The sequence below is a fragment of the Cellvibrio sp. KY-GH-1 genome, assembly GCF_008806975.1.
Lineage (GTDB): Bacteria > Pseudomonadota > Gammaproteobacteria > Pseudomonadales > Cellvibrionaceae > Cellvibrio.
Genome location: NZ_CP031728.1, coordinates 3661914 through 3676231 on the forward strand (window position 1 = coordinate 3661914; position 14318 = coordinate 3676231).

Annotated in this window: 11 protein-coding genes; 4 read left to right on the forward strand and 7 right to left on the reverse strand. The window is 42.8% G+C overall.

Annotation, left to right across the window (positions count from 1 at the left end; all coding sequences use genetic code 11):
* Positions 1–2: 2 nt before the first annotated feature.
* The 4 genes from D0C16_RS15425 (at position 3) to D0C16_RS15440 (ending at position 4660) form a co-directional block, all read left to right on the forward strand.
* Entirely contained in the window at positions 3–1082 is a 1080-nt protein-coding gene (locus tag D0C16_RS15425) for a glycosyltransferase (protein WP_191968506.1), read from the forward strand.
* Positions 1083–1145: 63 nt separating this feature from the next.
* Positions 1146–2459: an O-antigen ligase gene (locus D0C16_RS15430; RefSeq protein WP_151033179.1), complete on the forward strand. Its 1314-nt coding sequence runs from the start codon at positions 1146–1148 to the stop codon at positions 2457–2459.
* Positions 2456–3451, forward strand: a complete 996-nt coding sequence (locus D0C16_RS15435) for a glycosyltransferase (protein ID WP_151033180.1) — start codon at positions 2456–2458, stop codon at positions 3449–3451. Before D0C16_RS15430 ends, D0C16_RS15435 begins: the two co-directional genes overlap by 4 nt.
* 126 nt (positions 3452–3577) lie before the next feature.
* Positions 3578–4660 (forward strand): hypothetical protein, encoded by a 1083-nt coding sequence (locus tag D0C16_RS15440; protein WP_151033181.1) that lies wholly within the window; start codon positions 3578–3580, stop codon positions 4658–4660.
* Between the two features lie 88 nt (positions 4661–4748).
* Here D0C16_RS15440 and D0C16_RS15445 read toward each other — a convergent pair whose 3' ends face one another.
* From D0C16_RS15445 to D0C16_RS15475, 7 genes are all read right to left on the reverse strand, one after another.
* Entirely contained in the window at positions 4749–5753 is a 1005-nt protein-coding gene (locus D0C16_RS15445; RefSeq protein WP_151033182.1) for an acyltransferase, read from the reverse strand.
* Positions 5754–5785: 32 nt separating this feature from the next.
* On the reverse strand, positions 5786–6685 hold the full coding sequence (locus D0C16_RS15450) for a glycosyltransferase family 2 protein (RefSeq protein WP_191968507.1): 900 nt from the start codon (positions 6683–6685) through the stop codon (positions 5786–5788).
* A 60-nt stretch (positions 6686–6745) separates the two neighbouring features.
* The gene (locus D0C16_RS15455) at positions 6746–7684 is read right to left on the reverse strand and encodes a glycosyltransferase family A protein (RefSeq protein ID WP_191968508.1); all 939 of its coding nucleotides are present in this window, start codon (positions 7682–7684) and stop codon (positions 6746–6748) included.
* A 20-nt stretch (positions 7685–7704) separates the two neighbouring features.
* Complete coding sequence (locus D0C16_RS15460) at positions 7705–9261, reverse strand: oligosaccharide flippase family protein (RefSeq protein WP_151033185.1); 1557 nt, start codon at positions 9259–9261, stop codon at positions 7705–7707.
* Positions 9262–9304: 43 nt separating this feature from the next.
* A complete protein-coding gene (locus tag D0C16_RS15465) occupies positions 9305–10270 on the reverse strand; it encodes a GNAT family N-acetyltransferase (RefSeq protein WP_191968509.1) in 966 nt (321 codons plus the stop codon).
* Positions 10271–10305: 35 nt separating this feature from the next.
* Complete coding sequence (locus tag D0C16_RS15470) at positions 10306–12927, reverse strand: tetratricopeptide repeat protein (protein ID WP_151033187.1); 2622 nt, start codon at positions 12925–12927, stop codon at positions 10306–10308.
* 97 nt (positions 12928–13024) lie between these two features.
* Positions 13025–14305 carry a hypothetical protein gene (locus tag D0C16_RS15475; protein ID WP_151033188.1) on the reverse strand — a complete coding sequence of 427 codons (1281 nt, stop codon included), beginning with the start codon at positions 14303–14305 and terminating at the stop codon, positions 13025–13027.
* Positions 14306–14318 lie beyond the last annotated feature (13 nt).

The window sequence follows — 14318 nt, forward strand, 5'->3', positions numbered from 1 at the left end:
CGGTGAAAATTATTTTTTGTATCGATAAGCTCATTCGTGGCGGTACTGAATTGCAACTGATCGGCCTAATTAACCAGCTAGATCGTGAAAAGTTTACTCCCTATTTATTAACCATTCGCGAATCCGCGCCTGACTTAACCCCAGCCAACTGTATACATCTGAACTGGGATGTTAAAAAATTATTTTCCTTATCTGGAATAATCTCGCTCGTTAAATTAGTTCGTTATCTTCGCGACGAAAAAATCGATGTGGTTCAAACATTTTTCCAGGATTCCACTTTATTTGGTGGGACCGCCGCATTTTTAGCAAATACCAAAGTCCGTATTGCGTGCTTTCGCGATCTCGGCTTTTGGCACTCCAAAAAGCAAGCCGTCTTGCTGAAATGGGTTTATGGGAAGATGACCGGCTTTATTTGCAACGCAGAGATAGTGAAAAGTCACTTTAGCAATAGTTTTTCGTTACCACGCGAGAAAATGGCACTGCTCAGAAATGGAATCGACGTCGCTGCACTACCTTATGTAGAGCATACCGGACCGATCCAGAATATTGGCATAGTAGGCAATATGACCCGGCATGTTAAGCGGACTGATCTGTTTATCCGGGCAGCCGCTATTGTTCACAAAAGTTACCCATCAATCCGCTTCCACATCATCGGCGATGGACACATGCGACCAGAACTTGAGGCCATGGCGAAAGAGTTGGGGGTATTTCGCCAACTACACTTTGCAGGTCGGGTCGCCGACGTTACCGGCTATCTCGGAACCCTGGATCTGGGCGTTATCTGCTCCGATTCCGAAGGACTGAGCAATGCGCTATTAGAATATATGTTTAGAGGTGTAACAGCGATTGCCACTAGTGTCGGCGGTAATCCGGAACTTGTGGAGGATGAGGTAACCGGATTGCTGGTTCCACCAAACAATGAAGAAGCACTTGCCCAAGCGATGGCACACTTGATCGAAAATCCACTGCTAGCAAGACAGCTTGCAGCCGCTGCACGCCAAAAGGTTGAGTCTGAATATAGTTGGGAAAAATGTATTGCGGCGCACAATCATTTTTACCAGGAGCAACTCGCCAGACCCTGAACATGAGCGGCCACTACGTAATCAACACTGTGGCCTAATTAATTTGTTGCCAATTTGGGTAGTATGATGAATAACCTGGATCGCAAACTCGAAGCTCCAAATATCAATACGGCGGCATATGAAATTAAGTCATTTTTCAAAGGGCAACCGCTTGCCTATTGCGTTGGATTTTATATCTTTGCTTTTTATCTAGAGCTACATTTTCGCATTCCCGAATTACAAGCCATTCGGTTTCAATTTACCTATGGCGCCTTTGTTGGAATTTGGTGCCTGGTTAAATATTTCGGTGATTCAACCAAGCAAAAGCAATTTAACTCAGTAACCAAAACTACGTTCTTGCTAATTTTGATTCTGGGAATCTACACAATATTTTCCATGGACAGGCCCGAATCCATTAGAGTTTATAATGACAGAGTTATTAAATTCGCATTAATTTCATTTTTTATTTATGCGGCCACTGAGAAAATTGAAGATTTGCGAGTTATCGTCGCATTCATGCTATTGGCCTGGTTAAAAATAGGACAGGAAGGTTTTTTCGGTTGGCTGACTGGTAGCCTTATGTGGGAAAATCAGGGAATTCAACGCTTGCACGGATCAACAGCAATGTACGGACATCCAAACTCCTTCAGCGGATTCGCGGTTGGTTGCCTCCCTTTTGCTGTTTACATTTTGATGAGCGTGAAAAGTAACTTGTTAAGGGTTGGGCTGTTAACACTTATATTATTTAGTCTAGTTATCATAGTGACAACCGGATCCCGTACCGGCTACGTCGCTGTAGCATTGGGCACATGTTATTTTTTAATGAAATTGAAAACAGGAAAGTTCAAGATTTTTCTTTTGGGAATAGCGATTCTCGCCGCGACCTTCAATTTTGTACCAGCCGAGTATAAGGAACGTTTCGGGTCTATTTTCACTGGCCAGGAAAAAGAAGGTGGCTCTAGTGAAAAACGTAAAGAAATCATTGCCGATGCAATTGAGCTTTATATTGAACATCCAATGGGTGTTGGAGTTCAAGCGTTTTCCAAGGTCAGATATGAAATGTTCGGAAGGAGCCAAAACACTCACAATCTATACCTTGAAGTGCTAACAAATATTGGTCCAATTGGCTTTTTTGTTTTCTTTTACTTTGTATTTAAACTCATAAAATTAAATGCAATGAACATTAGGAATTTAGGGAAATTTGGTGAGGAATCGATAAACAATCATTTCCTGATTAACTTGAGCAAAGCAGTTATTGGATATCTTTTTATTCGATTATTACTTGGTCTGTTTGGCATGGATTTGTATGAAGTGTATTGGTGGGTTGCACTTGGCATTGCTCTCGCTGTTAACAAATTAATCCACATTGAAACCCAGAAGAGTTACGAAGAGCGATGAGTGTACACAAACAAAATAATTCAGGTTGGTTTACATGGGAAGTTCAACCACGAAACAGAAGCATGAGCGCATCACTAGGCGTAGATCTCTACGAATTCACCTCGAAAAGGCCTCGTTCGATTAAATATATAATTTTATTAGCGAAGACGTTGTCTGCCATTTTCTCAAAAAAAATCAGCGTTATTTACACGCAAAACCCTTCGATCGTTTTATCTTTCGTGGCCGTGTGCCTTAAACTCTGCTTGCGGCGCATAGTAATTGTCGATGCGCATAACGCCGGGATTTACCCACTCGAAGGAAAGCATAAGTTTCTGAATTTAATCGCCAGATTTATAGCGCGCAATGCCAACCTGGTGATAGTTAGCAATAAGTATCTTGCCGAACAGGTAACTAATTGGGGAGGAACGCCTTTTGTTTTTCCGGATCCCATTCCACCCATCGCCAATCACCCGACGCAGCCCCCTTTGCCCGCCGGTGAAAATTTTGCGCTTTTCATCTGCACCTGGGCGGCGGATGAGCCCTACTTTGAGGTTATCAAAGCCGCAGAGCTAACACCCGATATCGCTATTTATGTAACAGGAAACTATAAAAATAAGTTAACCCAGGACACTATAAACTCGCTGCCCAACAATGTTCGGTTACTTGGTTTTGTTAGCGAAGAGGAGTACGTCCACTATTTTTCAAATGCCTTGGTTGCCATCGATTTAACAACCCGGGATCACTGCCTTGTCTGTGGGGCTTATGAGGCCGCCGCGTTGGGAGTTCCCGCCATCCTATCCGACAGTAAAGTTAACCGGGACATTTTTAATAAGGGTTTTATCTATACATCCAATTATGCTCATGACATTGCCATATCTATCCAAACTGCTGTTTCCCAACGACAGAGTTTGGCAACGGAGATCAAGCAATTTAAGCAGTCGCACAACCAATTAATTGATTCCCTGACGCTAGAACTCAAGCATCAAGTTAATAAGCTTCAGAATGAATCATGAAAGGGAAAAAAATCACATTCTTATAAACTAACTCGCTATATGCGTAGTCGCATAGACTACATTAGTGTAAGACATAATCCGGTTTCGGTACTACGCTTAATGAGTAATTGCAGGAGATCACAACATATGCAAACGCCACATATCTTTATTAAAAAACTCATTACCCTTGTAATTGCTCTCACCCCGGCAAGCCTTTTAGCAGCAGCTCCGGTAATTACGACAACCAGCCAAACTGATGGCGGTCCGTTAACGATTACGGGTAGCGGATTTGGCAGCTTTGATGGGGAAATTGTTAGCTGGGATGATTTTGAAAGCCACCCCGTCGGTAGTAAAGTTAACGGTTTAAAACCCATTGTTGGGCACACTTGGTCAGCCATTTACGATTACAACGGACAAGGTATAGTTGTAACCAAAACCCCAACGGAAGATGACACCGGAAATACGATGAAGGTCGATTGGACAATAGACCCTGAAACGATTCGCGCATTTGGTTGGGCGGGAAAAGGGCCATACAATCAACTTTACATTACGTACAGACGACTAATGACGGGTAACTTTGTTGCTTCTACAGCGAACCATAAACAATTTTATCTCTATGGTAACAACTCTCAAATGCCACAGCTAATGCCAGTTATTCCGGGGGGACAGGATAGGTGGGGGGTTTATAACAATGTTAGCACTGGCGCAATTAGTGCTAGTAATCCGAACCCAAACAATATCAACACCCTAGGCTGGACTTGGGGAAACACTAACGGAAAACTGCAGCGCTGGGAGATATTTACCAAACTCAACACACCCTACACTGAAAAGAACGGTGTTGTGCAAGTTTGGCTAGATGGAAAGCTGGGTATTGATAACAAGGCTTATCAGATTCGGCACGTGAATGGTGAGTTCACAGACTTTCGTCTGGGACACATTGCCCAAGGTTTCTACACTACCGCAAAAGCCTGGTTCGATGATCTATACATCGCAACGACACCCGCTCGAGTAGAGATGTGTGATTCTAAAGTCTATGCTGAGTGTACCGTTAAGCACATTCAATATGTTAAACCTGAAGACTGGACGCCCACATCTATCAAGGTAAATCTTCGCAAGATAAACGCTTTTAAGCTTTCGAGCGGCGTTGCATATCTCTATGTAATCAATTCTTTAGGCGAGGTGTCTAATGCTTATCCGAGCCCTGAACCACTTACACCAACGCCAGAATAAATAATTAAAAACGGTGCGAAAGCACCGTTTTTAATTCCTCATTTGAAGGCAATCCGCTTGAAATTTAGAAATCACACAAGCCTCTAGTCTATTTTACTTTTATTAAACCTCTTAAACTAAATCTGACTTTTTCTTCAACTCTTACTACAAGATATGAAGTCAGTATTACCAAGGTTATTCCGACCATTATCCAAAACGGCAGGGATTCCTTAGCGCTTAGAGCATCAATGAAAGTTTTTCCTGCCATATTGTGCAGCAGATATACTGGATAGCTTAGAGCACCTAACGCCAATAGAAATTTATTGCTCGATAGCGAAAAGTAACCACGGGAAAGCAAATAAAAGAAAGAGAAAATGGCAACTACCGCAACCCCAGCAACTATTCGCTCTTGTTCCGTGACCGAAATCAGGAAGTGTTGGGATTGGCTTTTTGCACAAAAAAAACCGAAAATCAGGCTTACAAAAAATATGGCGTTAGCAAGAATATTTTTTGGCTCTTTGGTAAGCAAATACGCACATACCCCACCCATAAAATAAAATGAGTACCCTGGGTTAATGAACCACCCCATAAAGAATGGTTGTTTTATAAAAAAATGCATCACTGCCATAGTCATCCATATAGATAGCCAGTACTGCCACTTTTTCAAAACACCCAAAAAAATCAATATAAAAATGCAACCGTAAAACTTCAGTTCTGCCTGCAAGGTCCAGTACACACCATCGATATTTTTTATACCAAGATAATCATTGACGATCAAAGCATTAAAAATGGCATCCTTCAGGGGGATTGCTTGCCCCCCAACTAACGTCAATGCCGCGATTGTTAGCAAGAGACAAATAATAAATGCTGGGTATATTCTTAGAGCGCGCGCGACCGCAAATTCAAAGGCAGATCTATTCTGCGCAGAAGCCATAATAACGAAGCCACTTAACACGAAGAAAAAATCTACTCCTAGATACCCATATTTACTTACCTGGTATAAAGCACTTTCACTCCCATAAAAGTGAATAGAATAGTGATAGAAAATTACGGCGATCGCTGCAAAAAAGCGCAATGGGTCAAGAATTCCGTAACGGGTATTTGAGCTGGCCATATGTAGAATGCTTTTGTTTCCAGTAACTGAATTTAATACATCGAAGAAATCAGCAACTTGAGTGCTTTTATATTCATTTTTGCAGCCATGCTTTTCAACGCATTTTCCCGTTGTTCCTTCCTATTCCCTTTTTGTTTATACGCATAGGCCATAGACACATAGTCATTCGCAATCTGCTTATTAACGAGCCTAACGAGCTCTGGGTCAACTAACTTATCACGAACTATAGTAAGCGCGTGAATTTTACTTGGCCCCCTACGAATAAAGCCCTGATTACTTATACTATTCTTCAAAATTCTGTACTTATGCAAAATTTTGTTTAAAAAAATGAACTTGTGAGTCAATGAAAATAGTATCCAAAATAATCTATCGTCTGAATTTTTTAGCGACTCATTAAATTGATCAACTGGAAGAAGCGCGCTTCTTCTTAAAGCAACACTGGATGTTCCAATAAAATTTACCCGCACGAGGGCGGGACAAATTAATTCAGGCGCAATAACCACTGAATCGTTAAAATCGCCCTTCAACAATTTCCACAAGGTGTCGTAATCTTTAAGAAAATCTGCTTTTAATTGGTTCCCTTCCTCATCAATAGTCGAAAAGTTTGTAAATAGCAAATCCGCTTCTGGGTGAGAATCCATAGCACTTATGGAAAGACGCAACTTTTCAGGCACCATGATGTCATCCGCATCGAATATAAAAATATATTCGCCTTTAGATTCCCGAATGCCTACATTTCGCGGCCCAGCAGGCCCACCGCTATTTTCTTGTTTGAAATACTTAATCCGCGGATCGCCAATACCTTTTACCTTATCGCCCGTTGTATCTGTTGAACCATCATCAACAACAATTATCTCAAAGTCAGAAAAATCCTGATGCAAAATAGAATTGAGCGTTTCCTCAATGTAACTTTCTGCATTGTAAACTGGCACAATAACACTTGCCCTACACATAGATGATCCGCGCTTGCTGATGAGGAACAGGAAGGTAATTCATATAATTCCTTTGGCATAGGAAGAAACTAATAGCTTCAAAGCCTTGTAATTTGGATTATATTTAATGCTCTGCTTCGCATAAATTCGTTGCATTTTGGTATCTTTTTTATTTTTTGACTCTCTGGACATTGAAAGGTAATTATTTGATATCTCCTTGTCTAAAAGACTTATAAGGTCTTTTTCTTTACAGAAAGCCTTCGCCTTTTCCAGCGCGGCTATTTTATTAGGCCCTTTTTTTAACATTCCCTGCCCAGTGATACCAGACTTAACCACCCTGTAGTCATGTAAAATTGAATTCAAAAATATTCCGTTATGTTGTGACGACAATTGAATCCACATCAATCTGTCATCGGCGTTTTTCAGATTCTCGTCAAATCGGTCACCAGCTGTTAACGCAGTTTTTCGTAAGGCAACGCTCGAAGTCCCAATAAAGTTAGTCTTTATGATTGTCGGAAGAAGCTCGCGGCTACTCAAGTAATATGCCCTACCATCAACCTCTTCCGTGCCAATCAACGCACTTAGAGTCGTATACTCCCTTAAATAATCGTCTCTTAAAATTTCATTCGACTCATCAATTAGTGAAAATCTTGTACAAAGAATATTTGCCTCAGGGTTGCTCTCTAACGCAGCAACGGACTTTTCCAATTTCTCTGGTCGCATTAGGTCATCAGAATCAAAAATAAAAATAAAGTCACCCAATGCGCTATCTATGCCCTTATTTCTTGCTTTCGAAGGGCCGCCATGATTCTTCTGAAAGAAATAACGGATGCGATCGTCGTTATAGGAATCTATTACTGCCTTGGTGCCATCGGTTGAGCCGTCATCAATAATCAGTAACTCAAAGTTTGAGTAGGTTTGTTGCAATATTGACTCGATGGTTTTTCCGATAAACCGCTCGCAATTATATGCAGGCATTACAATAGAGACTTTTTTCATAGAAACTCGCATAACGTAGGTTAACGCTTAACCCCGGATTTCAACTTACTAACAATAAACTTCATATCACTCAGATTGAACAGTGAAAGAACTGCAATCAACACCAGCACCCCCCCTGTACCGACGGCCATAATCGCGAAGCCCATATAGCTATCCGTCGCAGTCACAAGGTTACGAAGATAAATGGATACGGCTACTGCTATTGATATAAATATAATTATGCGGGCGATAAGCTTTGGCCAGGCAATTTCTACAAACCGGGCAGCGTATACACTTATTACAAATACGCGGCCCAGGACCAATGGGATCGCGATTGCAATTGCCGCTCCCATTAATTGGAAACGAGGAATTAATACAATACTTAGAACCGCTGCGAGAATAGTTTCCGCGATCGCAACTTTTGCTGTTATGTCGTGTCGCTTTACCGTCAGGAGCAGGCTTCCAAAGGGATATGTCATAAAGCTTATCATTCGGCCGCAACCGATGATGACGAGACAAATATACGCGGTATTCACTTCGAACGACGACCCCATCCACAGGCGAATAAAGTTGTCTCCTAAGATATAGAATCCGGCTGAGATAACTGAACCGAGAATAATGTTTATCTTTAGAAACAACTCAACAGCAAAGGCGAGCTTTGCATGGTCCTCTAACGCGTGGTACTTGGCGTACAAAGGACTAGACATTCCGGTAGCCTGAATCAAGAACTGGACCGCATATTCCACAAGCCTTACCGCAACGTAATAGATAGTTACCGTAGACAATGTTGTGAAATAGGCAATGAACCATATATCCATTTTGCCTTTTAACAGCGCATTGAGATCGTTGACAAAAACCCACTTGCTAAAGTGAAAAAGCTCTTTCGCCGTCCCTTTTTCGAAATGATTTATCGAGATACTTAAGTCCGCAAAAATGCGGGTACAGTAATAAACGTAAAACACCGTGCTCAGAATGCTGGTACAAAATACAATCAAGGACATTGCAACCAAACCATACCCTGCTTTAATCGCAGCGTATATAAATAGCGCATCCGCAATAGTCTTAATTAAACCAACGATAGCAATGGTGTCGAAACGCATGTAGGCACTAATGACCCCCGGAAACGCTTTAGCCGGAAATTCAAACGCTAGAGATATGCCACTAATGATTAGTAAGATTTGAACTAACTGAATGTCATCTTTATTTTGAACAAAATGATCAACGCCAAAGCGGGCTATAAAAAAACTTAAGATAACGACAAGCAGGCCTAATCCGGAATAAATTAGGAGCGATGTAGTTATTATTCTATTCGCACCTACATAGTCTTTCTGGTGGATGTAACGAGCAACATAGCGGGTAACGGCCTGAGAGAAACCCAAATCCAATAAATAATAGGATGCAACCACACTACCTATTGTGATCCATAGTCCATACAGATGGGTGCCGAGTTCATTTAATAAAAACGGCATCATCAGGAATCCAATGATGATGCCAGCCAGAGTCTTTATGACTCTTAATGTTGCACCACGCAACATGAGTCGAGATGTAGAAGCCATATTAAGTGATTGTGATTCAATAGAGTTTTTATTCAGGCCCACAGGTGCATTTTTGTAATGGGCCAGATCTGGTTAACTGGAGGAACTATTTTTTCCCATATGCCCAATAGAGCCGCTTTAGCCATCCTCGCGCCAGAACAGTGGAAATCATATTGATTTCATCAGTGGCAATTTTTTGTTTGTAATTGGAATTTTTCCCGGTTCCTGCAAGTAGGTCATAGGCCAGCCCGTTAGCTAACGCTTGTTCAATTGCAATACCAAAGTGCAAAGAACCCAACGCAATTTGCGGGAACTTATTTTCAAAATAACCTGATTGAAAATTGTATCGCACGCCATTCCAAACGACATCAAACAATACCGATACGGTCTCGCCAGCCACCTGAAGTAGCTGCATTATTGGCCGTCCACCCTCACCACGAATACGTTCTATAAATAGTGAAAGGAATTCCATGGATTGGGGCGAATAACAAGGGCGCCCCCAACGAAGCCGATGAAACTCATTCAGTAGCTGAAAGAAATCCTGCGTAGAAGAAAGCTCTAGGAGCTCGATACAACCATATTCACTCAGTTTCGATTTTCGATTGAAATATTTTGCCCGTACCGAGGAGCTTAGTTGCGCTTTGTATCTGGAAATCTCATCCGATTTAATACGGTAAGAAACTTCAACCTTGGGCGCTATGACTTTCGCACCGAATTTTTCTGAAAGCGCGGAGAACGATTCGTCTATTACACCAGGGCTGAGATCAGTTAGTGCCCACTGGTTCCATGGCAGCCTTATTAGCTCCTTAAACAATTGCTCCCTACCACCCGCAAGCAACAAGAGCGAGTCCAGATTGTTGTATTCAGCCCTCGGCAAGTTGAAATCGGCAAAGCCATTACCAACCACGACAAGGCTGGTTACCGGAATTATTCCTTTAATTCGATGATCAAGCAGATAGACCATTTCCAACGGATTGCGTCGCCCACCCAAGTCAATCAGCGTAACCCGAGGGTGCGATCCCCAAATATCCACCCAGGATTGCACCCAGGCCAAGGTTCTAAACAGGCTCATTGTCCCGGGCGACATAATTAGATAGTTAGCTGCAGTTACTTGCGCTTTTGAGCTTCCTTTACGTGATCAAGAATTTCTTTATTGTCGGGTGCCGCATTGGCGGCCCGCTGCAGATATTCCAGACCCTCGGCAACATTTCCTTTCTCAACCAAAATCCAGCCATAGGTATCCAGGATTGCGGGATTGTTTGGTGCAAGTTCATAGGCGCGCTTCGCCATCTCCTCGGCACGCGGGTCTTTTTTCTCGTGATACATCCACGCAAGATTGTTTAATGCCGCAGGCATTTTTGGAGCTAATTCAATGGTCTTTTCATACCATGTCAGCGCTTCACTTTGGTTATTGGCTTGCTGGGCATTGATCGCATTGATTAAAGCTGCGCGATAACTGCCGGGAATTTTTTCTGCCCACTCTTTGCCAAAAGAAGCCATCAAATCCGCTTTTTGTTGCATCTGATAGATGCCATAGATAGCTTCCGCAACTGGCTCTAAAGGTTTCAATCCCCAAGCGGTTCTGTACAAGGTTAAGCCTTCGTCCACCTTCTTCTCAGCCATACGAATGCTCGCCTGCAAATAAAGACGTTCGGCCTCGTTTTCGTCGGTTTTTACAAACTGATCCAATAATTTTTGCGCCTCCGCAAAATTATTATCTGCAAGCTCAACCTCGATGAGATTATTCAGGAAACTCGCATTTTCCGGGAACAGTTTTACGGCGCGGAGAAAGGCTGCACGCGCATCTGCTAATTTTTTATCCTTGCGCAACAGGACACCTTGAGCCTGGTAGAGGCGTGCCGCGATCTGCTTTACATTGGTTGCCTCATTACTGCGGCTCAGTGCATGTTCTATGTACTCAATTGACTTATCAATTTTATTATTCTGCAACTCAAGTTGAGATAGCAAAACGGATGGCTGCCAATTGGTACTGCCACTTTCCAAAGTGCGCAAAAACTCCAAAGCCTCTTCCTGGCGATTCAGTTTTTGCATCAGAGCCAACCAACGACCATAAGCAGCTGTCATACTGTGATCAGCTTCTATCGCCATTTGCCAGCTGGCAACTGCTTTTTGCGGTTGATTTTGTAATTCATACACCTGCGCCAAGCCTGAATAAGCCAGTTGTCGCTCCGGGTTATTTTTAACCGCAGCGGCCAATTCAAATGATTGTTGCGCGGCTGTGTAATTTTTCTCTTCGACGTTATACCAACCTTCAATAAAATGGCCGCGAGCATTTTCGGGGAATTTTTGTTTGAATAATTCCACCTCTTCTTTTACTCGCTCAGCGGCACCGTTATCGAACAGTAATTTTAGATATGTCTGTTGGATAATAAGGTCCAGTGGCTGTTCCTGATAGGCCTTCTGCAATTGCGCTATTGCCTGTTCATTTTGCTTTAAGGCCATGTATCTTTTCGCGAGCGCAATGCGGATACGCTGCTGCTTTGGATCCAGTGCAAGGCTTTTCTCAAGCGCCTTGGCCCCATCCGCACTCTTCTCATCCTGGTCCAGCAGTGCCAGACCATAGGTAGCAAGAATAGCGGCGTTATTAGGTTGGTTATCCGTTGCTGCTTTGAGCAACTTAATTGCATCATCCATTTGATTGTTGCGATATTTTACTAGCGCAGCAGCTTGAATAATGGTGGGGGTCGCCGTTTCGGGATCGATAAACTCATCAAACAATGATGAAGCTTTGTCATCTGCCCCTTTACGAAACTCTACGAGTCCAAGCAAGGTCGCCGTGTTTTTATCATTGGGAAATTGTTCGCGTAATTCGCGCAAAATATTTTCCGCTTCATCGAGCTTGCCTTGCTGGAAAAGCTCCATAGCTTCATTAAAGCGCTGTTGCGCAGCATTGCTATCTGGATTTGCCTCAGCGATTACCTTCTGATAGGTGTAAGCTTCACTGGTACGACCCAATTGAATCAGGGTTTCGGTCAGTAACGTGAGTACGCTTAGGCGTTGATTTGTCTGTATATCTGTTTTAGGCAATAGGCCCAGTGCCTTGGTAAGGTGAGTCTCGGCAACGTCCAATTTTCTATTGAATAAATTGACACTGCCCAGCATTTGCAAGATTTCTACATTTTCCGGTGCAGTTTGTAAGGCAGCATTTAATAATTCCAACGCTGTTTCGGCTTTGCCTTGCGCCAAGGCCGCCGTCGCGTTAACCAATGCTACGTCCTCTGCAGGGGCGTTTAGTTGCTTTAATGTTCCCAGGTATTGTTCGCTCGCATCATTTTCACCCAGATAAATACTGGACAAACTGGCAATTTTCGCTTGGCGCAACTGCCCTTCCTTATCACTCGCAGGATGCTCCGCAATCACATTTAAAGCTGACCGATATTTTTTCCCGTTCAAATAAGCTTGCGCAAGCTCCGTTGCAACAGCAGGAATTTTTTCGACTTTTGGCTCAAGCAATTTATAAACAACCGAGCTTGCGCCCAAGTCATTATAAATATCAGCCAGTAATATATATCCCGCGGAATCTTCCGGTTGAAGCTGGATAATATTACGCGCTTCAAGCATTGCCGCTTTTAACTGACCCTGTTGTTTATAAGTTTTTGCTGATGTGGTGTGACGAGCCACCTCATTTGCAACCTCGGCTTTTTTGTCACTGCACCCGACTGTTAGCATTGCTGCTAATAACAACGGCATCATCAAAAACTTTTTCATGGGCGCCCCCAAATCCTCAATAGACATTAATTTTTAATTGTCGCGACATCGCAAATCGCAATTTATTATTCTGGCTAACAGCTCCAGCTTACCCGCATTAAAACGCGTATGATAAAGCAGCTCCTACAAACTCTTCATTGTAGGTTCTGTCGTTATCATCTGAATCCCGGTCTTCAAGTTCCATAAAAACGCGAAAACTAAAACTTTCAACAATACCAATGGCTAACTCAAGGCGCTGGGTTTTGTAGTCATAATCCCTGCCGATCAAGGATCCAACGAAGCGTTGCCTCAAATCACTGGCCTTATAGGAAGCCTTAATATCTTCAGTAAATGAATAAGTAAACGAAGCTGAACCACCTTCCTGCCGCCCTTCATCCGGTAACAACAAGTAATCATCTTTATTCTGATGAAGCGACAAACTCAGCGTACATTTAATGCAGAGAGCTTGCGTTCCCCAGGAAACCTCTGTGTTCACTCGCTCAATTTGATCAACTTTAAATGCACCGTCGTTGTCAGGGTTTTGGTTAACACCTCGAACATTTCCATTTCCCATCGATGAATCAGTGATTGCCTTGCTGGACATCAACTTAAATGAATGGAGCGGTGTTTTATAGCTCGTGCTAAATGCATAGGTTGGACTACCGTAATTATCGCCCGAATCTCGTTCACTACGGTTGTAACCGACCGCTAACGAATACGATAAATTGCGCAGTTGCGTTGAATAAACGACTACGGCATTGGTATAGCGATAATCCGCTGAATCGAAGTTATCAAATTTAATATCTGACTGTTGTGCCTGTAAGTTGATATTACTTACTTTTGATGCCCGCCTAATCCACGATAAGGCCGCTGTTGTTCGCTTGGAGTTATTCAATTCATTTTTAGTGAAATCGATCTGTGTAAAATCTGCGGAGGCTAACACCATGTCTGCAGCGGAGATGCGTTTTTTAACTCTTGGAATTACGCTGACTATCTCGCGCTCGTCTTGATTGGTTGTAACATTTATCTCGTCCGGGGCCGATAATAAGGTATGGCGCGAATGCTTTAATTGAAGATCAACAGGGTCAGTGGGAGCCCCTAGCATTAACGACGCAGCACCATCAAGGGTACGCACATCTTCCTGAGAATGCTCGGCAAATCGCCGATCCAACCCGGTATATTCTGCAGTACCGCTTAAAAATTGGTTGGTATAATCACCTGCAAGAGCAACTTCATAGGTATCTTGTCGCTCAGTTAGCAACCTGGTTTCTGATTTATAGGCGTTATCGGATTCACCGGAGGATGCAGAAATATGACCGCCAAACTGCTGGGCACTGGCCATACCTGACATCACGGAGAGCAGTAACGCACCAGGCTTAACTCGCAGAAATTGTTTCATATAACATGGTGAT

Coding starts and splice junctions, on each gene's coding strand:
- D0C16_RS15435 (WP_151033180.1), top strand. CDS start 2,456: ATGAGTGTACACAAACAAAATAATTCAGGTTGGTTTACATGGGAAGTT.
- D0C16_RS15475 (WP_151033188.1), bottom strand. CDS start 14,305: ATGAAACAATTTCTGCGAGTTAAGCCTGGTGCGTTACTGCTCTCCGTG.
- D0C16_RS15455 (WP_191968508.1), bottom strand. CDS start 7,684: ATGAAAAAAGTCTCTATTGTAATGCCTGCATATAATTGCGAGCGGTTT.
- D0C16_RS15440 (WP_151033181.1), top strand. CDS start 3,578: ATGCAAACGCCACATATCTTTATTAAAAAACTCATTACCCTTGTAATT.
- D0C16_RS15465 (WP_191968509.1), bottom strand. CDS start 10,270: ATGAGCCTGTTTAGAACCTTGGCCTGGGTGCAATCCTGGGTGGATATT.
- D0C16_RS15445 (WP_151033182.1), bottom strand. CDS start 5,753: ATGGCCAGCTCAAATACCCGTTACGGAATTCTTGACCCATTGCGCTTT.
- D0C16_RS15470 (WP_151033187.1), bottom strand. CDS start 12,927: ATGAAAAAGTTTTTGATGATGCCGTTGTTATTAGCAGCAATGCTAACA.
- D0C16_RS15430 (WP_151033179.1), top strand. CDS start 1,146: ATGATGAATAACCTGGATCGCAAACTCGAAGCTCCAAATATCAATACG.